The sequence below is a fragment of the Serratia sp. AR11 genome (assembly GCF_056376275.1).
The window spans coordinates 1,561,117-1,581,388 of the sequence record NZ_CM150739.1 but is presented as its reverse complement, the minus strand read 5'-3'; the positions used below and the strand labels follow the sequence as shown (position 1 = coordinate 1,581,388).

Below are 20,272 nucleotides of genomic sequence, written 5' to 3'. Positions count from 1 at the left end.
TATATACCCTATGGGTTTCAAGTTGCAGCTAGGCGACCAGCTCGTTCATCCCCAGGCGCTTACTTAAGTAAGTAACTGGGGTGAGCGAGTGCAGGTAACAACGCTGCGGCTTGAAAGACGACGGGTATACTTGCGCAAATCAACCTGGACGACTTCATGCCAAACACTTCCCCATTCGAATACCACTCAGCGTTGCGCTACAGCAGTGATGAGCTGGCGCAGATCCTTTGCCACTGTTTTGAAAACTACATCGTGCGCTTCGTCATTGACGGTGCCACCTTCGCCCGCCGCTTTGGCGCCGAAGACCTTAGCCTGAATGACAGCATTATCGTCACGCACCAACAGCAACCGGTGGCGCTGGCGTTGATTAGCCGCCGTGGTTTGCACAGCCGGGTATCGGCGCTGTCCATCCGACCGGAAATGCGTGGTAAAGGGTTGGGAAAAGCGCTGATGAAACGCATTGTCGCCGATGCGCGTGAGCGCGGCGATCGCCAACTGTCGCTGGAGGTGATCGAAGGCAATGACCCCGCGATTGCGCTGTACCATCAGGCTGGGCTGCAAATCGTCCGCACGCTGACCGGGCATCTGGCCGGCCCGCAGATAGCCACCGAAGTTGCAGAACTGCAAGAGGTCGATCCGCTGTTCGTCTCCCACCGCCTGATTGCCGATGGCGCCACCGACCTGCCTTGGCTAATCGCCCCGGAATCGCTGTTCAAACTGCCCGGCAAGCCCTATGCCTTTGCCCTGGAACAACACCAGGCCTATGCGGTGGTGCAGGTCGGCGCGGATAAGTGCTTTTTACGCATGATTTACGTCCCGCCGCAGCACCGTTTCCAGGGCCATGCCCGGGCGATGCTGGCCGCGTTACAGACGAAATTCGCGTCGCTACCGCTGACGGCCAACGTTTACGTTCCCGAAGTGGCTGCCCCCTTCTTCGACCGGCTCGGCTGGCAGCAGGACGCGTTACGCCAGTTTGAAATGACGATGACCTTAGGCACACCACAATAACAAGCAGAGAGTGATTCATTTATGGCAGGAATAAATAAACAGAAAATGGCCCTTGGCACGGCGATCGGTATGGCGCTACTGACTCTGGCCGGCTGCGCGCAGCCACCAAAAACCGATCTGCAGGCCCAGCAACGCCTGGCAGATCAGTCGGTGCTGGCACTGAACTGGTTCCAGCAGTCCGGAGAATATCAGGCGCTGTCACACCAGGCGTTCAACAGCGCCAAACTGGCCTTTGATCAGGCCAAGGCCACGCCGGGCAAAAAGAAAGCCGTGGTGGTAGATCTGGACGAAACCATGCTGGACAACAGCCCGTATTCCGGCTGGCAGGCGCAGCAGGGCCAGCCTTTCGCCGCAGCCACCTGGGCCAAATGGTCGCAGGCAGAGCAAGCCGGTGCGGTTCCGGGTGCCGTGCAATTTGCCCGTTACGTCAACAGCCATCAGGGCACCATGTTCTACGTTTCCAACCGCAAGCAGTCTGAATACGCCGCCACGGTGGCTAATATGCAGAAACTGGGCTTTACCGGCATGTCGGAAAAAACCGTGCTGCTCAGTGGTGATACCTCCAACAAGCAGCCACGCTTCGACACCATCAAAAACGCGGGTTACGATATTGTGGTCTACGCCGGTGACAACCTGAACGACTTCGGGGCCGCGACCTACCACAAGGATAACGCACAGCGCCGCGCGTTTGTCGCCGACAACCAGGGCAAGTTCGGCACCGAATACATCGTGCTGCCGAACCCGCTGTACGGCGACTGGGAAAGTGGCATGGCGCCGGACTATAACAAGCTGACGCCGGAGCAAAAACTGCAGATACGCCAACAGGCTATCAAGGCCTGGAACGGGCAGTAATCCCTGCTCACCCGCTAATCTTGTAGGGGCCCCGGTATTCGCCCCCTACGGACGACGGGGAAAGTTACAGCAACTTATACATATAACTGGTGGCATCCAGCGCACTGCCGTTGCTGGCGAGGGCGTATTGCGGAATGCTACCCGCCAGTTGGAAACCCAACAGGCGATACATGCCCTCCGCCGTATCGCCGGTCAGGGTATCGAGCACCAATAAGTGCCGCTGCTGCTCAAGTGCGCTTTGCTGCACCTGCAACATCAGGCTACGGGCAATACCCCGGCGGCGAGCGTCCGGGTGCACCATCAGTTTTAGCACCTCAGCCCGGTGGCGGCCGTTGTCCGGCATCGCCAGCAGCAGTTGCACCGTACCCACCACTCGCCCGGCATCGTATGCCACCAACAGCAACCTTTCCCCACGCTCAATCGCCGGTAGCAAGCCACGCCAGAACGCCTGTGCCTGCTCCAGTGTGAACGGCATGATAAAACCAATGCTCGCCCCCTGGGAGACGCTGGCTTGCAGCATTTCGGCCAGTTCCGGGATCGCGTTTTGTGCCGCTTCGGCATTCAGTTGCTGTATCTCAATCATGATTAAGGCCTGCTGATAACAAGGGTGTAGTGGGCCGGCTCAGGGCCGGAGGCATGAAATTTTGAAGCGCCGAACAGCCGATAACGCAGGCAGTCACCCGGCTCAAGCTGGAAGGTGCGCCCCTCCAGCGTCAGTTCTAGCCGCCCTGCCAGCAGCCACAAATGGTGCTCAAGCGCATGTATCGAGGGCGCGTCATAGGCAATCACCGCCCCGGCCTCGAGTGTGCATTCAATAAACTCGGCCTTATACAAGGCAGCAGGCGGTGATACCGAACGGCGATGAAAACCGCTTGCGCGATCCACCCATACCGTCTGCTGCTCACGATGCAGCAACTCCGGCGGCTCGTCCTCAACCTCGCTCAGCAGCCGCGACATGGTCAACCCATAGGCCGAGCACAGTTTGTTTAACAATGAAGCGGTCGGGCTGGTTTCAGCGCGTTCGACCCGCGACAACGTCGCCCGGCTGATGCCGGTTTGCTGAGCCAATTCCTCCAGCGACCAGCCCTGCTGCTGGCGTAAATCAGACAGTCGCTGCGCCAGTCTGAGATCGGCACTTTCCATTCCGTTATCCATGATTAAGTCTCTGATACAAAAAATCCCATATAAGAGAAATAATCTCAAATACGGGATTCGTCAACCAGATTTTTAACTGGCACTACAACTTGGCGAAAAGTCTTTCGCTGTTATGACGGCAGAGCCGACGACTCTGGTACCTGCTTGTCGCTGTCAGCAACCGGCGGTGCGATCGCCGCGCAACGCCAGGCACTGAACACCGCCAGCAGCGGCGCCAATGCAAACAGCAGGAACAGCCAGCGAGCAGCGGAGGCTGCGCCCTGCGCACCACCCGGCACATTTAACCCGGCCAGGTTGGCAATCATCCCGGCCAACGCAGCCCCAAAGGCGGTTGCAAACAGTTGCACCGTGGTGATCGACGCCCCGGCAATATCCTTATCGGCCTCAGGCGAAACCTGCAGAATACGCGTCAACAGATGCGGCCAGCCGAAACCAATACCAAAGCCCACCAGCGTCAGCGCAATCACAATCGGCGTCAGCCCTGCCCAATGGCCGCCAGAAGGTATCGGCATCAGCAGGCCCAATGCCAGTAGCCCCACCAACACCAACATCGGCCCGCTGATAATGGCCCGGCGGATGCCCGCACTGCGCCAGCCGGAACTGAGGATTTCCGATAACGTCCACCCCGCAGCCATAGTGGCCGCGATATAACCGGAAATCAGCGGGGACTGGCCGTGCAGGGTTTGCAGAAAATAAGGCACGAAGATTTCACTGGTCATGCCCACCACCAGCAGAGAGACGGTGATATACAACGAGGCCAGCGGCGAACCGCGGCGCAAAGCCCCCTTCGGCAGCAATCGGGCGCGGGAGTGCGCTTCACGCTGTATCAGCCAGGCCATCATCAGCACGGCCAACGCAATGCCGCCAAGATTGACCCACGCGCTATCCGCCAGGCTACCGGCGGACACCACCATTACCGCCGTCGCCAACAACAGCAGCTGAGCCAGCGGCAGCGGTGCCGCCTGTTGCTGCGGTTTGCCTTTTGGCAGGATCAGGAAGGTAAATCCGGCGTACAGCACCATCACCGGCAACAGGATGCCAAAGGCCCAGCGCCAGGCATTCAGTTCGGCAAAAATGCCGCCCACCGCCGGCCCTACCAGGGTCGCGATGCCCCACATTGCCGAGATCAACGCCATCGCCCGCGGCCATAGTTTTTGCTCAAATACCAGATTGATCATGGCGTACGAAAGCGCGAAAATCAGCCCGCCGCCGAAGCCTTGCACGGTTCGGCCGAGCAACATCACCGGCATTGACGGCGCCAACGCGCACAGCATCGCCCCGGCAATAAAGAACAGTGACGCCACCACGTAGGCACTGCGAGCCCCGTAACCGCTGAGTAAACGAGCCGATAATGCCGAACCCAGAATCGACGCCACCACAAACAGCGTCGTATTCCAGGCATACAGACTCAGCCCGCCGATATCCTGCACCACCGAGGGCAGAATGGTGGTAGCGACCAGAATATTGATTGCATGCAGCGCTACGCCGAGTGAGAGCGCGATCGCACTGGCACCATTTTTGCCGGAAAATAGATCGGCCCAGCGGCTATCATCGTTGGTTATCACAGTTGTCGTCCTGTTTTCAGAGGAATGGCATTGAGTTAAGAGTGATATTGCGTTAAATTTAACAAGAATTATCTTGGAATAAGAGTAGGGCGAGGCGGAGAAATATGTCAAGAATAAACTTGGAAAATGGCGGTAGCCCCGCACAATCGGTCAGTGACCGTTTGCTGACACTATTGAAAACCCGCGGCCCACAGCAAGCGTCTGATGCAGGAAAAGTCCTTGGTACTACCGGCGAGGCCGCGCGCCAGCAGTTCGTCAAGCTGGCGAAAGATGGGCTGGTTGAAGCCGTGGCGGAAACCCGTGGTGTCGGCCGACCAGTGCAGCTCTGGCACCTGACTGCCGCAGGCAATGCACGCTTTCCGGACACCCATTCCGAACTGACGGTACAACTGCTGCGCACCGTTCGCGACAAGCTGGGCGAACAGGCCATCAAACTGTTGATCGACACCCGCGAGCAGGAAACGCGCATTAACTACAAGCAGGCGATGGTCGGCGCCACCGATTTGCAGGAACGCGTAGCGCGCCTGACGGCGATCCGTTGTCGCGAAGGCTACATGGCCGAATCGCACCTGCAGGAAGATGGTTCTTTTCTGCTGGTAGAAAACCACTGCCCTATTTGCGCCGCCGCCACCGTTTGCCAGGGATTCTGCCGCGCGGAACTGAGTGTTTTTACCGAGGTGCTTCAGGCTCAGGTTGAACGCTCAGAGCATATTCTGGCCGGTGCGCGCCGCTGCGCCTACCGTATTTCACTGCTGTAACCGACATCCGGCACAAGGCAGCCCACAGGCTGGCGTCATCCGATGAGTCACCACCGGAAAGCCAGCCCATTGTTCGCTTAAAAAAGTACTGAAAAGCGTTGCTTATCCTCTGCCCAATCGGGTTTACTGAACCCTCTAATAATAACCTTCCCTGCAGAATTAAAATCCATGCTAAGCCAAAGTAGCCGTAACGTCCTGCCGTTAATCGGGGCGCTGTTCACGTTATATATTGTCTGGGGTTCGACCTACTTCGTTATTCGTCTGGGCGTAGAGAGCTGGCCGCCGCTGATGATGGCCGGCATCCGCTTTCTGGTCGCCGGTATTGTGCTGTTTGGCTTTTTAGCACTGCGCGGCCACGCATTGCCGACGGCAAAACAGTGGCTGGCTGCCGGCACCATTGGCATTTTGTTGTTGGCGGTAGGTAACGGCCTGGTAACCGTGGCAGAGCATCAGCACGTGCCCTCCGGCATTGCCGCTGTGATGGTAGCGACGGTGCCGCTGTTCACCCTGTGCTTCAGCCTGCTGTGGGGCATGCGTAATACCAAACTGGAATGGGCAGGTATCGGGCTGGGACTGGTGGGGATCGTGCTGCTGAACACCGGCAATAATCTGGTCGGCAACCCTACCGGCGCACTGCTGATCCTGCTGGCCTCCGCCAGTTGGGCTTTTGGTTCGGTACTGGGATCGCGTATTTCTCTGCCGGCCGGGCCAATGGCCGGGGCAGCCGAAATGCTGGTGGCCGGTGTGGTGCTGCTGGTTGTCAGCCAGCTCAGCGGTGAGCGTTTGACGCAAATGCCCAGCGCCAAAGGCTTCTTCGCACTGGGTTATCTGATTGTCTTCGGTTCGATGCTGGCGATTAGCGCCTATATGTTTTTGCTGAAAAACGTGCGCCCGGCGGTGGCAACCAGCTACGCCTACGTCAATCCGGTGGTGGCAGTGCTGCTCGGCATCGGCTTTGCCGGCGAGTCGCTGGCCCCGCGTGAATGGGCAGCATTGGTGATTATCGTCGCGGCGGTGGTGCTGGTGACGCTGGGCAAATTCCTGTTTACGCGTCCGACCAAAGTTCAGCCGGTCGGCAGCATTAAAGAGTGACCAAAATGGCGGTCTGCGGGCCGCCATTCAAAACGATTCTTGTTTCGTCCGTTGAAGAGACTATAATTCCCGCTGTTCCGGGCAACCTGCGAAATTATCCCAATGCTTAAAAAATCGTTCATTATCGTTATCTTTCTGTGTGCCTTTGGTTCACTCGGCGGCGTCTTCCTAGCCGGGCTGAACATGTACACCCGCTCCACCACGCCAAGCGAAGAAACCACCACCTCCAACGAAGCCGCCGCTACTGCTACTCCAGCAGAGAACATTCAGGCCAAGTGATGCGCCATCCAGCTCTGACAGCGCTGCTGTAAAAAGCGCTGTAGTAACCTGACGCGCTCCGACACCTGCGAGCGGTGCGGACAGCCGCCGCCGGCGTAATATCCAGCGAGCGCACCGCCGTTGAAAAGATGCCGCCCTCCACCGTCCTGACAAACACATCAAGGTCGATAAAGGATGTCATGGGTTATTCCTGCGGCTGGATAAAATCTGCAAATCTCTCCTATCTTACCGCGCCAGATACTTACCGCCATGAATTAACATTGATCATAAAGCAACCATTAGTTATGCTTAGGTCATAACTTTATGGAGCACCAAGATGGATGAAAACAATGGACTGGACTACATCCTTAGCCTTCATGGCACCCGGGTCAGCCGTGAAGATGGATACTGGTGGAAAATAGAAGCATGGAAGGTCACCAAAACGGCATTTATTCCCCATGGCATACGCTACAACCTGACGTTACACGATAAATACAACACCCGGGTGTTTGGCATCGACAATGCCCATGCAATTAAAGCCCCTCGAAAAGGGAAATTTTCGGGCAGAGTACTTTATGACCACCAGCACCAAACCCCTACGGATAAAGGCTCTCCCTATGAGTTCCATTCCGCGTTTCAGTTGGTGGAAGACTTTTTCACTAGAATCGATGAAGTAATAAGCAAGAGAGAAAACCGAGGTTGAAGATGAAAGCACTGATTGGCGTAATGCCTGAAGAGTTGATCCGTAAACGGATCCTGGCGATTGCAAAAGGTGAATATCAGCCACAGGAGTGTGAACCGCTAATCTGGTTCACCTCGATGATTGCTTTGGCTCAGGTGCTCAGCAATGAGAACATCGCCTTGCTGCGGCTGATTGATGCTGAAAAACCGGAGACCCTGAGTCAGTTGGCTGAGCTCTCCGATCGGCAATTAAGCAACCTTTCTACCACGTTGAAAACGCTTAGCGGCCACGGTTTGGTTACACTCGAAAAATATGGCCGAACGGTCAGACCCAAAGCCTTGTTTACCGACTTCGAGATCATTGTTGATCAGAAACTGAATGCTCGTTTTAGTGCGGCCTGAACGCGCATCTATTATTAAAATAATTTAACAAGTGTTTGCCATTTAGGCCAATGTGGTGTTGGCCTCCCGTCGTGTCGGTAGCATGTAGCAATACCAACCTGCCGACGGCGGCGGGCGGCTATAAGCTTAAAGCGACGTCACCCCAAGCGCGGCGGCCTGTTGTTCCAACCCGGCGATTTTTTGGTATGCCGAACGCGGCACCAGGCTGAAATCACCGATCAACAGGCTATCGCTCACCGCTTCACCCAGCATCGCCCTGGCCCCGGCGCGCAGTATCTCCAGCTGTTCCGGCGGGGTTTGTCGCGAGGTAATCAGCGGCAACCCCGGTACGCTGGCCGTTCGCCCAATAATTTTTAGCCCCGCCAGCGCCTGCGGCTGTGCCCGTTTCAACAGTTCCAGACTGACACAGTCAACGGCAGCAATATCCACCTGCCGATTCTGGATCAGCTTAATCGACTGATAATGCGCACCAGAGGCAATGGCGGCGCGGAAGAATTTTCCCTCCTGAGCCAGGGGGGCAATCAACGCCCGCAGGCTGTTATGGCCTGACTGCGAGTCGGAACTGTTATAGGCCGCAACCCGGCCGCGGAAATCCTCCAGCCGTTCGCCGGGCTCATCATCGCGCACCACCAGCCAACTGCTGTACTCCGGCCCTGTGCAACCCTCAACGCGATAATGATAGGTGCCAACCAGTTGCACCTGCGGCAGGCTGATGGCCAGCGGATAGCCACAGGTTTGGCTGAGCAACAAGTCATCGCGCTGCCAGTGTTGTGCCAGATCCTGTGGCCAACTGAGCGACTCGGGCGCTTGCGGTAATCCCAGTTGCAACAACTTGCCGCGCAGCACCTGCCAGAAGGCTTCCGCCGGTTGATGTGTCACGCCGTACATCGGTAAAGATACCTGCATCATGTTCCCTTATCCGGCAGAAGAAGAAGTCACCAGCGCCTGCTGACGCCAGGCGGTGAGATGGCGTACCCAACGCTCAAACAGCATATCGGTAATGATCGCCAACAGGGCCACCACCACCGCGCCCTGGATCACATAGGCAGTATTAAAGCCGCTCAGGCCAATAATAATCGGCGATCCCAGGGTTTTGGTACCAACGGTAGAAGCTATCGCCGCTGTACCAATATTAATGATCACCGAGGTACGAATGCCGGCGACGATCACCGGCGCCGCCAGCGGCAGTTCGACGCGCCACAGGATCTGCCGGGGGCTCATCCCTACTCCCTGCGCAATCTCGCGGGTAGCGCTGGGCACAGACTCAATCCCCGCCAGCGTGCCCTGCAAGATCGGCAGTAAACCGTACAGCACCAGCGCGATGATCGCCGGCTGCTCACTAAAGCCCATCACCGGCACTGCGATCGCCAGTACCGCCACCGGCGGAAATGTCTGCCCCACCGCCACCAGGGTTTCCACCAATGAGCGGAACTCCTTACCGGCGCGGCGCGTTACAGCGACGCCGGCGCTGACGCCAATCACCACGGCAACCAGGCTGGAAACCGCCACCAGCAACAGATGCGCCCACACCAGTGAGATAAAGCTGTCCTGCTGATACACCGGCCGCTCCAGTTCGGGAAACCAGGCGGCAAACAGGCCGTGTAAATGATTCATGCCGAACACCAGTGCCAACAACAGGGCAAAGGTCCAGGGCAGCGGATCGCGCAGCCAGCGCAGGGCCCGAAGCGCACTCATGACAGCGCCTTTTGGACAATCAGATCGCTGAAATGCAGCACGCCGAGCGCTTCGCCCTGTTCACCCGTCACCGGCAAACATTCGCAGCCGCGTGCCACAAACACCGACAGCGCTTCGCGCAGGCTCATGGCGGCGGCAATAGGCTCCCCTTCCACATGGCCAGGCCGCACCCGTTGCGCTACCGTTTCCAGCGACAGCAGCTTGATACCGCGATCGCTGCGGCCAAAGAAATCACGCACAAAATCGTTGGCCGGTGCGGTCAACAGTTCCAGCGGCGTGCCCTGTTGCACGATGCGGCCCTGATCGAGCAGCACGATGCGGTCCGCCAGTGCCAACGCTTCATCGATGTCGTGCGTCACCAGTACGATGGTGCGTCCGGAAAGATGGTGGATACGTGCAATCTCCGTCTGCAGTGCCGCACGGGTCACCGGATCCAGTGCGCCAAAAGGCTCGTCCATCAACAGCACTTCTGGGTCGGCGGCCAACGCACGCGCCACCCCAACCCGCTGCTGCTGCCCACCAGAAAGCTGGTGCGGGTATCGACGGCGAAACAAATCCGGCTCCAGATGCAGCAGCTCCAGCAACTCGGTCACCCGATCGCGAATGCGCGCACGCGGCCATTTCAGCAGTTGTGGCACGGTGGCAATGTTCTCTTCCACCGTCCAGTGCGGGAACAGGCCGATCGACTGAATGGCGTACCCCATGCGGCGGCGCAGATCCTGGGGTTTGAACTTCTGGATCTCTTCATCGGCAAAGTAAATTTTGCCCCGATCGTGCTCGATCAGTCGGTTGATCATTTTTAACGTGGTGGACTTCCCTGAGCCAGAGGTGCCGATCAACACGGCAAATTCGCCCTTGGCAATCCGCAGCGTAAGATCGTCCACCGCCGGCTTGCCCTGAAAAATCTTGCTGACCTGATTAAACTGAATCATCGGCGTGACACTTCCAAAATTGAAACCAAAAATTTAAACAGCGAATCGACGATTACCGCCATCACGATCACCGGGATCACCCCCAGTAGCACCAGATCCAACGCGCTGCTAAGCAGGCCCTGGAAGACGATGGCACCAAAACCTCCGGCACCAATCAGCGCCGCCACCACCGCCATGCCGACGGTCTGCACCGCCAAAATGCGCACGCCAGTCAGGAACAACGGCAACGCCAATGGCAGCTGCACGCGCAAGAAAATCTGCCCACGCGTCAGCCCCATGCCACTGGCGGATTCAATCACGCTGGCCGGCACGCTCTGCAATCCGGCCACTACGCTGCGCACCAGCGGCAACAGCGCATACAACACCAGGGCGACAATCGCCGGAGCCATGCCAATACCGCTGACGCCGTGTTCTGCCAGCCAGGGCAGCGCCTTCGCCAGCCCGGCTAATGGCGCGATCAGCAAGCCGAACAGCGCAATCGACGGCACGGTCTGGATAATGTTCAGAGTAGAAAATATCGGTGTTTGTAAGCGCACAGAGCGAAAGCACAGCACCCCGAGCGGAATGCCAATCACCAACGCCGGCACCAGCGTGGCCAGCAAGATGGTCAAGTGCTGCAACAGTGTGGCGTCAAATACGTCCTGCCGGTTGTAGTACTCTTTCAGCAGCGAAAGCTGATCCAGCTGATGGCTAAACAACAGCACCAACGCAGGCAGCACGACCAGCAGGTTGCCCAGAATGCGCCACAAATGCGAGGCGGTAACGCGGGTCAGGGCGTCGGCGGCCATCAACAGGCTCAGCGCCAGTATCAACCAGCAGCCACTGCCCCAGGAAGTGCGTGCCAGTCTGGATCCCTCCGACGCCAACTGTTGGGCCGCATGCCCACTCAACCAGAAGGTCAATGCCAGCAACACCGAAGCCGTCAACGCGGTAAGCAACGCATTGCGCCTGACGGGTGCCAACAGGCTGAGTACCGCCAGCACCAGCATGGGCACCAGCAGCCACAGCGCCGGGCCGTGCAACAGGGAAATCAGGGAAATGCTCTTGCCCGACAACAGGCGATTGGGGGCATAGCTGAGAAACGGCAGGCCAAATGCGGCCAGCAGCAACAGAATAAGCAGCGTCAGTAATACGCGGTTTTTTACGGCAATAATCAAAGAAACTCTCCAGCTCCATTTTGGCCCCCAACGGGGGCCAGCGGCGTTACCCCTTAACCAACCCTTTCTCTTTCAGATAGGCGGCCGCCACCTGTTTGGCGTCCTGGCCTTCCACTGCAATCTGCGCATTGAGTTTTTGCAGCGTTGGGCCGTCAAGTGTTGCAAATACCGGCTTCAGCAGTTCGGCGATGTTGGCATGCTGTTTCAGCGTTGCCTCGCGGATAATCGGTGCCGGTGCGTAAATCGGCTGTACCCCTTTTGGATCTTCCAGCGTTATCAACCCCAGCGCCGCCACCGGGCCATCGGTACCGTAGGCCATGGCCGCGTTGACGCCAGAAGTTTGCTCCGCCGCCGCCTTGATGGTCACCGCCGTATCACCGCCGGCCAGTGACAGCAACTGGTCCTGGTTCAGCTTAAAGCCGTAAGCGTTCTGGAACGCAGGCAGCGCATCCGGGCGTTCGATAAACTCCGCCGAGGCTGCCAACTTGAACTTGCCGCCGCCGTTGATCCACTTGCCCAAATCGGCCAGCGTTTTCAGGTGATTGGTCTCCGCCACGTCCTGACGGATAGCAATGGTCCAGGTGTTGTTGGCCGGAGCCGCATCCAGCCAGACAATTTTGTTCTTGTCATAATCGAGCTTCTTCACCTTTTCGAAACCGGCCTGGGCATTTTTCCACGCCGGGTCTTTTTCATCAGAGAAGAAAAATGCGCCGTTGCCGGTGTATTCCGGATAGACGTCAATTTCGCCGGAGGTGATCGCCCCACGCAGCACCTTGGTGGTGCCGAGCTGTAATTTATTGGTGGTTTTGATGCCGTTGGATTCCAGCACCTGCACGATAATATTGCCGAGCAACGAGCCTTCGGTATCGATTTTGGAGCCAACGCGCACCGTGTCAGCCGCCTGTGCCACGCCGATGCTGGCAGCGAGTAAGCTCAGTGCCAAAGCTAATACGCGACCACGTGAGGGGGTGATTGCCATATTTTTTCCTCTTGTTGTGTATTTCCCGGCTATTTGGCCAGATCGATTGGAAAATCTTGAGAAGCGCGCTTCCATCGCACAATAAATGTCTCTGCCGGCCAGGCTTCATTTTCGCCCTGTGTTTCCCCTGGCAGCACGCCGGCATTGAACGGATGAACCTCAACGGCAACCGGGGTAAACGCGTATTCACTTACCCACTGGCCATAGCCTGCCACCACAAATCCCTGGCTGCGCTGCTGGTATTCATCACGCTCCGCCAGATACACCTGCCGTAAACCGTACCACGGTAAGCCGGGGAGATCATGGTGAACTAAATGATAGTTCAGATTAAGAAACAGCAGCCGCCACGGCCAGGCTGCCTCATTAATAATAGAACGTGCCTGCGGAGCTTCAACGGCACGATGCTCAAAAAACGATCTCACCTTGGTCAGTGCCAACGCCGGATAGCTGATGGCCAGCAGGTAAAACGCCACGCCAATGCCGTGCTGTTGTAGCCAGCTCAATACCCCCGCCAGCAGCAGCAAATGCACCAGCCACATCGTCAGAGTGCGTAATTCACCGGCGGCAATCGCTTTGGCCGCATTAGCCCCGGTGGCGACGATATCCAGTGCCGGGCCTAACAGCACGCGCCCGCTCAACGTATTGCGTACCCTGGCCAACAACGGGTACAGCCGTGGGAAACGCTGCCATTGCGCCTGGCTGAAGTAATAGCTTTCGGGATCTTCATGCGGAATGGTCAGATGTTCATTGCGATGGTGCTGAATATGCGTATCGCGATACAGGCCGTAGGGGTACCACACCGCCAACGGCAGCAGGCCGAATAACTGATTGAGCCGCGGCCAGCGCGTGGGATGACCGTGGATCAGCTCGTGTTGCAGCGACATATACCAGGTGGTCAGCAGGATTAGCAATGGCGTGCCCAACCACGGCCCCAGCGTCTGCCAGTACTGCACCACGCCAAACCAGCCGCCGTAAACCGCCGCCATAATGCCCCAGGTCGGCAGCTCCAGCCGCCAGTACCAACGCTGGTTAAGCTGCTGTATCCAGAGGCGTTGGGCAGGATGCAAATAGTGGCTGTGGCTTTTGGCTGAGGACATGCTCTGGCTCGCTGTATGATATTTTCCTCAGTATCAGCGAGCGGCAGGAGCGCTCAAAATAACGAAAGCGGCATAGCAAAGTTAAAAATCAGCTAGTTGCATCAACGGCCGGCGACACCACGATGAAACTTTCTCAGGATCGGCGGTTTTTCATCGCGTTCTGGGGTGACACCGTGCCGCCAAGAGGTATTCGTTACCTAATTAAAGCGCGGTGCGGCGATGTTTTCCGTTCGAGAAACCGTTGTCGTTTTCCCCGTTCAACGCTGCGCCCCTTACGCCAACCCAGGCAGTGGTGGGCTGAATGATAAAAGTGACGTGACTCCTTCACTAACCCACACTGAATGAATAGTTAAACAGCCCTTAACATGATGATTTTTCAACAACCTTGGGTTGTATGCTTATAACCAGAAAGAATTGGTGAGCGCCTGTTACCCGCCGTTATGCTCAGATTTTTGCTTATTAAGTAGAAATATCATGTCCAGTTATATTGCGGCCTCTGACGCCGCTAATTCGGCAGGGAATACTGATTTACCGACCGGTGAAGTCGTCACCCTGCGCAGCGCTGCCGACGTCTCCACGCTGGTCAATGGCGGTGCAGCCAAAAGCAACAATGCCCGCATTGTCGTAGCGATTGCACTCGGCGGCGTCTTTCTCGACGCCTACGATCTGGGTGCACTGGCTTTCGGCATCAAAGATGTGGCGCGCGAATTCAATCTGTCGCCAACCGGCACCGGATTGATCGCCTCTGCCATTACCTTCGGCGCGATTATCGGTGCATTTATTGGCGGCTACCTGACCGATAAAATCGGCCGTTACCGGGTATTTATGGCCGATATGTTCTTCTTCGTGATAGCCGCCTTCGCCTGCGCCTTTGCCCCCAACGAGTGGGTGCTGGGCGGCGCGCGCTTTGTAATGGGGCTGGGAGTCGGCATCGATTTACCGGTGGCCATGGCGTTTTTGGCCGAATTTTCCAAACTGTCAGGTCGTGGTAATAAAGCAGCACGTATCGCCATGTGGTGCCCCACCTGGTATGCCGCAATCAGTATCTCTTATTTGCTGGTGTTGCTGCTGTATGCGGTACTGCCAGAGAGCCACACCGACTGGCTGTGGCGGCTGATCCTCGGCTTCGGAGCCGTTCCGGCGCTGGTGATCATCGTCATTCGCAGTCGCTATATGAGCGAATCTCCAGTGTGGGCCGCCAATCAGGGCGACCTCGACGGCGCTGCTGCCATTTTACGCCGTTCCTATAATATCAACGCCGTGGTGGCGAAAGATGCCGAACGGGGTAAACCGATGCAGGCGCGGCGTGCCTCATGGCGCAACTACGGCACGCTGCTGCAAGGGGTTTATCTGCGGCGCACGGTACTGGCCACCGTTATCGCCGTCGCCTCGTCGTTCGCCTATAACGCCGTGGCGTTCGGGTTGCCGGTGATCCTATCGAGTTTTCTGGCGCAGTCGATGCTCAGCACGATTCTGGTATCGCTGGCGCTGAACCTGTTGTTCGCCTTTGTCGGCGGGCTAATTGCTGTGCGACTGGTGCCGACGTACGGCGCGTGGAAGATGACGGTGCTGGGTTACGCTTTTCAACTGGCGGCGCTGTTGGGGTTGGCGCTGATTGGTCGGCCGGACAGCGGCACAGAGGCGGCGGTCTCCATCGGTATGTTGGCGCTGTTCCTGCTGGGCCAGGGATTCGGGCCGGGGTCGCACAGTATGACCTTCGCCTCGCTCAGTTACCCCACCTCGCTGCGTGGGGTAGGTGTCGGCTTCAACCAAACGCTGATGCGTTCCAGTTCGACCCTGTCACTGTTTTTGTTCCCGGTGCTGTCCGCCGCACTGGGTACCGGCGTTTTTTGGGTGATTGCCATTGCCCCGCTCGCCGGGCTGATTGCGCTGTTGTCGATTCGCTGGGAGCCGTCGGGCTACGATGTGGATGCAGAAGACTTCCAGCCGTGTTAAGTAAAACGGGCTTCGTCATGAAGCCCGCTGTCCGCGCTACAGCCGGCCAGCAACTTATTTAGTTATTAAGTTACTAGCTTGGCAAGTTAATAGGTTATGACGTTCTCAGCTTGTGGGCACCAAAGCCCCTCGCCTCAGTCGCGATTGATTTCCAGCCAGCGGCGCTGTTCGGCGGAAGCGGCAATCGCATCCAGCACGCAGGAGACTTTCCAGCCTTCTTCAAAGTCCGGCCACATAGGGTCACCGGCGGCAATGCCGTTGACCAGGTCACGGATCTCTACCGTTTTCTGATCGTTAAAACCGATGCCATGCCCGGCGCTAATACAAAAAGCGGCATAATCCGGGTGCTTTGGCCCTACCAGCAAGGTTTTAAAGCCCTGGCGTTCTGCCGGTTCATCATGACGATACAGCTTCAGTTCCGCCATCCGCTCCTGGGTGTAACTCAGCGTGCCCTTGGTGCCGGTGACCACATAGGTCAGCCCCATTTTGCGCCCACAGGCAATACGTGAGGTTTCGATGGTGCCCATCGCCCCGCCGGCAAAGCGAACCAGCGCACTGGCCTGATCTTCATTTTCCACCTGATGCATCAGCGTGGGGTCTTTCGCATCCGGACGCTGCTTAATAATGGTCTGCATATCGCCGGAGACGGCAACAATGTCCCCCACCAGATAGTGCGCCATATTCACGATGTGCGCCGCCAGATCGCCCAGTGCCCCCAACCCGGCCGTGGCCTTGCGGCAGTGCCAGTCGATCGCTGTACGCGGGTCGGCGAGATAATCCTCGTTGTGGGTACCGTAGAAATGCACCACTTCGCCTATCTCGCCATTGGCAATAATTTCACGCGCCAACTGGCTGGTCGGGTTCTTCATATAGTTGAAGCCCACCAGCGTTTTGACCCCTTTGGCCCGCGCGGCCTGCACCATTTCGGCGGCGTCTTTGGCGTCCAGCGCCAGCGGTTTTTCGGAATAGACATGTTTGCCGTGGCGGATCGCCTCCAACGCCATCTCTTTATGCAGGAAGTTGGGGGCGCAGATATCCACCACGTCTATCGACGGATCGGCCACCAGTTGACGCCAGTCACCGGTAGAACGCGAGAAACCAAATTCTGCCGCGCGCTGTTGCGCCAGCTCCGGCGTCACCTCCGCCAGCATTTCCAGCACCAGTTCCCCTTTCAGTGGAAATACCGTGGCTGCCTGCGCATAAGCAATAGCGTGGCAGCGCCCAATGTAGCCGGTGCCAATTAAACCAACGCGTACCTGTTTCATTACTCCCCTCCCCGTTACCGATCCCATAACCTGCCAGTGCGCACAATGAAACACACCATCTGATAAATGTTTATATGGAATATAAATTTCAATAACAAGTAGGGGACAAAATAAAGATGATATTCGTGATAGCGTTCATAAAAGCTTGCAGGCTTGGATGAAACGATAAAAGGCCAGGCAGGCATCAACCGACCCAGCGGGGGTAAATGAATTTTTTATTCTAAAAAAACACCATCCGTGTTTAGCCTCGCCAGAAAGGCTTGCACCCTTCTCGCCATGCCTGTGTCCGTGTCAGGCCTACATCCGCCAACTGCTCGTCATCCAACAACAACAAGGATTGGCGGGTAAGATAACGCTGCCAATAAAGTCGCCAAAGGAGAATTAATCGGGTCTGACGGGGTCCCGGTACGTCGCCAACAAGAACAGTCATCATTCAATCTCCTTCGATTTAGCCTGAGGTCAATGATGCTGCACAGGCGAAAAACAATACAGATTCAAGCCGGCAGTATTTTTTCCATACAAAAACTGTCTCCGCCCGTCTGAATGGTCTAATTTAACTTCATCTGTACCGGTCTTTTCCTCACTCACTCTTATTTGAGGCATCTGTATGACACGCTACGCCACGCTGGCCGCCATCCTCAGCCAACGCATTGAACAGGGGCTTTATCCGGCAGGCGATCGCCTGCCTTCGGTGCGCATGCTAAGCCAGGAGCACGGCGTCAGCATCAGCACGGTGCAGCAGGCTTACCGTCTGCTGGAAGAGGGACAACTGGTAGAGGCGCGGCCGAAGTCGGGTTATTTTGTACAGACGCGGCGGACTTTGGCCGAACTGCCCACCGTGACCCGCCCGGTGCAGCGACCGGTGGATATTTCGCAGTGGGAGCAGGTACTGGAGCTGATCCGCAACAAGCCGCGCGAAGACCTGATTCAACTGGGCCGAGGCATGCCGGATATCAGTGAACCCACGCTGAAACCCCTGATGAAAGCGCTGGGGCACACGGGCCGCCACGGCGACTTGCGTAGCCTGCACTACGACAGCATTCAGGGCGTGCTGGGGTTGCGTGAGCAAATCGCCCGCCTGCTGCTGGATTCCGGTTGCCAGATTGATGCCGACCAGTTGGTGATCACCACCGGTTGTCACGAAGCGCTGTCCGCCGGGCTGCGCGCCGTCTGCCAACCAGGGGATATTGTGGCGGTTGACTCCCCCTGTTTTCACGGCACCATGCAGACCTTGAAAGGCTTGGGCATGAGAGCGCTGGAGATCCCCACAGATCCGCTGACCGGCATCAGCCTGGAGGCGCTGGAATTGGCGCTGGAACAGTGGCCGGTCAAAACCATCCTGTTGACCCCCAACTGCAATAACCCGCTGGGTTACATCATGCCGGAGGCGCGCAAAAAGCGTTTGCTGACGCTGGCACAGCGCTTTGACGTGACGATCATTGAAGATGACGTGTATGGGGATATCGCCTATCAATATCCTCGCCCACGCACCATCAAATCTTTCGACGAAGATGGCCGGGTGCTGCTGTGCAGCTCCTTTTCAAAAACGCTGGCACCCGGTCTGCGCATCGGCTGGATCGCCCCCGGGCGCTATCTGGAGCGCGTGCTGCACATGAAATATATCGGTACCGGCTCCACGGCTACCCAGCCGCAGCTGGCGATTGCCGAATTTATTCGTCACGGCCACTACCTGCAACACCTGCGGCGTATGCGTTCCCGCTACCAACAAAACCGCGACGTGATGACCGGTTGGATTATGAAATATTTTCCGCCCGGTACCCGCGTCAGCCAACCCCGCGGCGGCTTTATGCTGTGGATTGAGCTGGATGAAGAGTTCGATACCCTGCGGCTGAACCGTCATCTGGAGAAGCAGGGTGTACAGATCGCGGTCGGTAGTATTTTTTCCGCCTCCGGCAAGTACCGTAACTGTCTGCGCATCAATTATGCCTATGCACCTAAACTGATGCCCGAGATTGAACAAGCGGTATTGCGGGTCGGCGCAACCATCCAACAGTTAATGCTGACGTTCGAAAACACATTGGCGCAATCGGATTAACAGTTGGCGGGATCGGATTATCCGCACAGCATCTAACCTTCTAGAGTGAGACCTCACCCCATGAACAGGTAAGAAAGGTTTTATGTCGCAATCTCAGGTGTGGTTAATCACTGGCAGTTCACGCGGTCTGGGCTGGCTCGTCGATAACCGGTAAATCATAAGGAGTAATAATGAGCAGCGATCAGATAGCCCTGCCCAGCGCCCTGTCGGCCCGTCTGCGGACGCTGGGGGTGGATATCGAACGGGTCGGCCAGTTGGCCGGCTTGCCTGAAGGGTTACTCAGCGAGCGACATGAGAAGGTCAAGCTGTCCACCCGGCAGTTTTTCGATATCTGGCGTGCCCTCGCCCAGGTGAGCGACACCAGCTTCGGCCTGCGTCTGGGCGGCGAGGTGCCATCAGAGCATTATGATATTGCTTCGGTCGCTGCGCTGCACTCCGCCACCCTCGGCGACGCGTTGCAAAAGGTTGCCCGGTACAAACGTCTGCTGTGTCCGGAAGAACTGATGCTGGTAGAGGATGGCGACAGTATCCGCCTGTACACCCGCTGGACCATGGCCAAAAGCCATGCGCCGGAATTGCTGATTGATGCCATGTTTGCCTCGATTATTACCCTGTGCCGCCGTGGCACCGGTCAGGCGATACACCCACGAGCAATCGAACTGACCCGGCGGCCGGATCCCTCCTCACCGCTGCCGCACTACTTCGGTTGCCCGGTGCATTTCAATGCCCCGCTGGATGTGCTGGTGTTTGACCGTGCGCTGATGCACCAACCCTTTATCACCTACAATCAGGACATGCTGACGGTACTGTTGCCGGGGCTGGAAGTCGAACTGGCCAGATCATTGCAGGGCGACAGTCTGCCGAACCAGGTGATGGCGATCCTGGGCCGCAGCATGCGCGGCCAGCGTCCGAGCGTTAACAGCGTGGCCGCCGAGCTGTATGTCAGCCCGCGCACCCTGCAGCGTCGCTTGCAACAGCATGGCTACAGCTACCAGCAATTGCTGGATAAAACCCGCCACCGTACCGCCTGCCAACTGTTGGCAGACACCAGTCTGGAGCTGGGGGAAATCGCCTTCGTGCTCGGATTTGAAGAATTGAATTCGTTCAGCCGCGCCTTTATGCAGTGGGAAGCGCAAACGCCAAACCGCTGGCGCAACCAACGCCTTACCGGCCCCAGGGAAAACAGAGCATGAAAGCCATTATATTGGGCGCCAGCGGCATGGTCGGCCAGGGCGCGCTGCGCGAATGCCCGCGTGACTCGCAGCCTTTAATCGCCTGGCGCTGCCATCGGCGGGATGATTCTGCTATGTTAAAGCCGCGCGCGTGGGCCGCCTGCCCCACGCTTTCGCCACTGTGACAGAGAC

Annotated in this window: 22 protein-coding genes and 1 pseudogene; 11 read left to right on the top strand and 12 right to left on the bottom strand. The window is 57.4% G+C overall.

Annotated features, from left to right (window positions below; genetic code table 11):
* The first annotated feature begins 156 nt into the window (after positions 1-156).
* Entirely contained in the window at positions 157-1,008 is an 852-nt protein-coding gene (locus tag ACSOSI_RS07585) for a GNAT family N-acetyltransferase (protein ID WP_476706807.1), read from the top strand.
* Between the two features lie 21 nt (positions 1,009-1,029).
* Positions 1,030-1,860 carry a 5'-nucleotidase, lipoprotein e(P4) family gene (locus tag ACSOSI_RS07580; RefSeq protein WP_476706806.1) on the top strand — a complete coding sequence of 277 codons (831 nt, stop codon included), beginning with the start codon at positions 1,030-1,032 and terminating at the stop codon, positions 1,858-1,860.
* A gap of 64 nt (positions 1,861-1,924) precedes the next feature.
* On the opposite strand, the gene ACSOSI_RS07575 is transcribed toward ACSOSI_RS07580, so the two are convergent.
* From ACSOSI_RS07575 to ACSOSI_RS07565, 3 genes are all read right to left on the bottom strand, one after another.
* Positions 1,925-2,443: an N-acetyltransferase family protein gene (locus ACSOSI_RS07575; protein WP_476706805.1), complete on the bottom strand. Its 519-nt coding sequence runs from the start codon at positions 2,441-2,443 to the stop codon at positions 1,925-1,927.
* Positions 2,444-2,445: 2 nt separating this feature from the next.
* Positions 2,446-3,015, bottom strand: coding sequence for a helix-turn-helix domain-containing protein (locus tag ACSOSI_RS07570; protein WP_476706804.1), 570 nt, complete (start codon positions 3,013-3,015; stop codon positions 2,446-2,448).
* Positions 3,016-3,125: 110 nt separating this feature from the next.
* A complete protein-coding gene (locus ACSOSI_RS07565) occupies positions 3,126-4,580 on the bottom strand; it encodes an MFS transporter (RefSeq protein WP_218215796.1) in 1,455 nt (484 codons plus the stop codon).
* 104 nt (positions 4,581-4,684) lie between these two features.
* Between ACSOSI_RS07565 and ACSOSI_RS07560 the strand changes: the two genes are divergently transcribed.
* From ACSOSI_RS07560 to ACSOSI_RS07550, 3 genes are all read left to right on the top strand, one after another.
* Positions 4,685-5,338, top strand: coding sequence for a helix-turn-helix transcriptional regulator (locus tag ACSOSI_RS07560; RefSeq protein WP_476706803.1), 654 nt, complete (start codon positions 4,685-4,687; stop codon positions 5,336-5,338).
* A 168-nt stretch (positions 5,339-5,506) separates the two neighbouring features.
* On the top strand, positions 5,507-6,430 hold the full coding sequence (yedA, locus tag ACSOSI_RS07555) for a drug/metabolite exporter YedA (RefSeq protein WP_012005884.1): 924 nt from the start codon (positions 5,507-5,509) through the stop codon (positions 6,428-6,430).
* 102 nt (positions 6,431-6,532) lie between these two features.
* A complete protein-coding gene (locus ACSOSI_RS07550) occupies positions 6,533-6,709 on the top strand; it encodes a hypothetical protein (RefSeq protein ID WP_012005883.1) in 177 nt (58 codons plus the stop codon).
* On the opposite strand, the pseudogene ACSOSI_RS07545 reads toward ACSOSI_RS07550, so the two are convergent.
* Positions 6,697-6,792 (bottom strand): annotated as a pseudogene (locus ACSOSI_RS07545) (LysR family transcriptional regulator); the annotation flags it as partial. The gene ACSOSI_RS07550 and the pseudogene ACSOSI_RS07545 overlap by 13 nt on opposite strands.
* Positions 6,793-7,025: 233 nt before the next feature.
* Here ACSOSI_RS07545 and ACSOSI_RS07540 point away from each other — a divergent pair.
* Both ACSOSI_RS07540 and ACSOSI_RS07535 read left to right on the top strand, forming a co-directional pair.
* On the top strand, positions 7,026-7,391 hold the full coding sequence (locus ACSOSI_RS07540; RefSeq protein ID WP_261130343.1) for a toxin-antitoxin system TumE family protein: 366 nt from the start codon (positions 7,026-7,028) through the stop codon (positions 7,389-7,391).
* Between the two features lie 2 nt (positions 7,392-7,393).
* Positions 7,394-7,771, top strand: a complete 378-nt coding sequence (locus tag ACSOSI_RS07535; RefSeq protein ID WP_476706802.1) for an HVO_A0114 family putative DNA-binding protein — start codon at positions 7,394-7,396, stop codon at positions 7,769-7,771.
* A gap of 126 nt (positions 7,772-7,897) precedes the next feature.
* Here the strand turns inward: ACSOSI_RS07535 and ACSOSI_RS07530 are convergent, their stop codons facing one another.
* The 6 genes from ACSOSI_RS07530 to ACSOSI_RS07505 are packed head-to-tail and all read right to left on the bottom strand — an operon-like array spanning position 7,898 to position 13,631.
* A complete protein-coding gene (locus ACSOSI_RS07530) occupies positions 7,898-8,677 on the bottom strand; it encodes a phosphate/phosphite/phosphonate ABC transporter substrate-binding protein (RefSeq protein WP_476707256.1) in 780 nt (259 codons plus the stop codon).
* Positions 8,678-8,686: 9 nt separating this feature from the next.
* Positions 8,687-9,466: an ABC transporter permease gene (locus tag ACSOSI_RS07525; protein WP_112363927.1), complete on the bottom strand. Its 780-nt coding sequence runs from the start codon at positions 9,464-9,466 to the stop codon at positions 8,687-8,689.
* The gene (locus ACSOSI_RS07520; protein WP_115182956.1) at positions 9,463-10,398 is read right to left on the bottom strand and encodes an ABC transporter ATP-binding protein; all 936 of its coding nucleotides are present in this window, start codon (positions 10,396-10,398) and stop codon (positions 9,463-9,465) included. Before ACSOSI_RS07520 ends, ACSOSI_RS07525 begins: the two co-directional genes overlap by 4 nt.
* Positions 10,395-11,555: an ABC transporter permease gene (locus ACSOSI_RS07515; protein ID WP_476706801.1), complete on the bottom strand. Its 1,161-nt coding sequence runs from the start codon at positions 11,553-11,555 to the stop codon at positions 10,395-10,397. The genes ACSOSI_RS07520 and ACSOSI_RS07515 overlap by 4 nt, the downstream gene beginning before the upstream one ends.
* Positions 11,556-11,601: 46 nt before the next feature.
* Positions 11,602-12,534 carry a glycine betaine ABC transporter substrate-binding protein OsmF gene (osmF, locus tag ACSOSI_RS07510; RefSeq protein ID WP_012005878.1) on the bottom strand — a complete coding sequence of 311 codons (933 nt, stop codon included), beginning with the start codon at positions 12,532-12,534 and terminating at the stop codon, positions 11,602-11,604.
* A gap of 29 nt (positions 12,535-12,563) precedes the next feature.
* A complete protein-coding gene (locus ACSOSI_RS07505; protein ID WP_476706800.1) occupies positions 12,564-13,631 on the bottom strand; it encodes a fatty acid desaturase in 1,068 nt (355 codons plus the stop codon).
* A 474-nt stretch (positions 13,632-14,105) separates the two neighbouring features.
* Here ACSOSI_RS07505 and ACSOSI_RS07500 point away from each other — a divergent pair, with 474 nt between their 5' ends.
* Positions 14,106-15,587, top strand: a complete 1,482-nt coding sequence (locus tag ACSOSI_RS07500; protein WP_476706799.1) for an MFS transporter — start codon at positions 14,106-14,108, stop codon at positions 15,585-15,587.
* A 134-nt stretch (positions 15,588-15,721) separates the two neighbouring features.
* Here ACSOSI_RS07500 and ACSOSI_RS07495 read toward each other — a convergent pair whose 3' ends face one another.
* Both ACSOSI_RS07495 and ACSOSI_RS07490 read right to left on the bottom strand, forming a co-directional pair.
* Positions 15,722-16,852 carry a Gfo/Idh/MocA family protein gene (locus ACSOSI_RS07495; protein ID WP_012005875.1) on the bottom strand — a complete coding sequence of 377 codons (1,131 nt, stop codon included), beginning with the start codon at positions 16,850-16,852 and terminating at the stop codon, positions 15,722-15,724.
* 241 nt (positions 16,853-17,093) lie between these two features.
* Entirely contained in the window at positions 17,094-17,282 is a 189-nt protein-coding gene (locus tag ACSOSI_RS07490; protein WP_476707255.1) for a DUF1127 domain-containing protein, read from the bottom strand.
* Positions 17,283-17,459: 177 nt separating this feature from the next.
* On the opposite strand from ACSOSI_RS07490, the gene ACSOSI_RS07485 reads away from it, so the two are divergent.
* The 3 genes from ACSOSI_RS07485 to ACSOSI_RS07475 all read left to right on the top strand — a co-directional run bounded on the left by ACSOSI_RS07485 (position 17,460) and on the right by ACSOSI_RS07475 (position 20,265).
* Complete coding sequence (locus ACSOSI_RS07485; protein WP_012005873.1) at positions 17,460-18,908, top strand: aminotransferase-like domain-containing protein; 1,449 nt, start codon at positions 17,460-17,462, stop codon at positions 18,906-18,908.
* Positions 18,909-19,078: 170 nt separating this feature from the next.
* On the top strand, positions 19,079-20,101 hold the full coding sequence (locus tag ACSOSI_RS07480) for an AraC family transcriptional regulator (RefSeq protein WP_012005872.1): 1,023 nt from the start codon (positions 19,079-19,081) through the stop codon (positions 20,099-20,101).
* Positions 20,098-20,265 (top strand): hypothetical protein, encoded by a 168-nt coding sequence (locus tag ACSOSI_RS07475; RefSeq protein WP_476706798.1) that lies wholly within the window; start codon positions 20,098-20,100, stop codon positions 20,263-20,265. Before ACSOSI_RS07480 ends, ACSOSI_RS07475 begins: the two co-directional genes overlap by 4 nt.
* Positions 20,266-20,272: the final 7 nt, after the last annotated feature.

What these genes read in the sequence shown, in the direction of transcription:
- ACSOSI_RS07585 (WP_476706807.1), top strand. Translation starts at nt 157, where the DNA reads ATGCCAAACACTTCCCCATTCGAATACCACTCAGCGTTGCGCTACAGC.
- ACSOSI_RS07580 (WP_476706806.1), top strand. Translation starts at nt 1,030, where the DNA reads ATGGCAGGAATAAATAAACAGAAAATGGCCCTTGGCACGGCGATCGGT.
- ACSOSI_RS07575 (WP_476706805.1), bottom strand. Translation starts at nt 2,443, where the DNA reads ATGATTGAGATACAGCAACTGAATGCCGAAGCGGCACAAAACGCGATC.
- ACSOSI_RS07570 (WP_476706804.1), bottom strand. Translation starts at nt 3,015, where the DNA reads ATGGATAACGGAATGGAAAGTGCCGATCTCAGACTGGCGCAGCGACTG.
- ACSOSI_RS07560 (WP_476706803.1), top strand. Translation starts at nt 4,685, where the DNA reads ATGTCAAGAATAAACTTGGAAAATGGCGGTAGCCCCGCACAATCGGTC.
- yedA (WP_012005884.1), top strand. Translation starts at nt 5,507, where the DNA reads ATGCTAAGCCAAAGTAGCCGTAACGTCCTGCCGTTAATCGGGGCGCTG.
- ACSOSI_RS07550 (WP_012005883.1), top strand. Translation starts at nt 6,533, where the DNA reads ATGCTTAAAAAATCGTTCATTATCGTTATCTTTCTGTGTGCCTTTGGT.
- ACSOSI_RS07540 (WP_261130343.1), top strand. Translation starts at nt 7,026, where the DNA reads ATGGATGAAAACAATGGACTGGACTACATCCTTAGCCTTCATGGCACC.
- ACSOSI_RS07535 (WP_476706802.1), top strand. Translation starts at nt 7,394, where the DNA reads ATGAAAGCACTGATTGGCGTAATGCCTGAAGAGTTGATCCGTAAACGG.
- ACSOSI_RS07530 (WP_476707256.1), bottom strand. Translation starts at nt 8,677, where the DNA reads ATGCAGGTATCTTTACCGATGTACGGCGTGACACATCAACCGGCGGAA.
- ACSOSI_RS07525 (WP_112363927.1), bottom strand. Translation starts at nt 9,466, where the DNA reads ATGAGTGCGCTTCGGGCCCTGCGCTGGCTGCGCGATCCGCTGCCCTGG.
- ACSOSI_RS07520 (WP_115182956.1), bottom strand. Translation starts at nt 10,398, where the DNA reads ATGATTCAGTTTAATCAGGTCAGCAAGATTTTTCAGGGCAAGCCGGCG.
- osmF (WP_012005878.1), bottom strand. Translation starts at nt 12,534, where the DNA reads ATGGCAATCACCCCCTCACGTGGTCGCGTATTAGCTTTGGCACTGAGC.
- ACSOSI_RS07505 (WP_476706800.1), bottom strand. Translation starts at nt 13,631, where the DNA reads ATGTCCTCAGCCAAAAGCCACAGCCACTATTTGCATCCTGCCCAACGC.
- ACSOSI_RS07500 (WP_476706799.1), top strand. Translation starts at nt 14,106, where the DNA reads ATGTCCAGTTATATTGCGGCCTCTGACGCCGCTAATTCGGCAGGGAAT.
- ACSOSI_RS07495 (WP_012005875.1), bottom strand. Translation starts at nt 16,852, where the DNA reads ATGAAACAGGTACGCGTTGGTTTAATTGGCACCGGCTACATTGGGCGC.
- ACSOSI_RS07490 (WP_476707255.1), bottom strand. Translation starts at nt 17,282, where the DNA reads ATGACTGTTCTTGTTGGCGACGTACCGGGACCCCGTCAGACCCGATTA.
- ACSOSI_RS07485 (WP_012005873.1), top strand. Translation starts at nt 17,460, where the DNA reads ATGACACGCTACGCCACGCTGGCCGCCATCCTCAGCCAACGCATTGAA.
- ACSOSI_RS07480 (WP_012005872.1), top strand. Translation starts at nt 19,079, where the DNA reads ATGAGCAGCGATCAGATAGCCCTGCCCAGCGCCCTGTCGGCCCGTCTG.
- ACSOSI_RS07475 (WP_476706798.1), top strand. Translation starts at nt 20,098, where the DNA reads ATGAAAGCCATTATATTGGGCGCCAGCGGCATGGTCGGCCAGGGCGCG.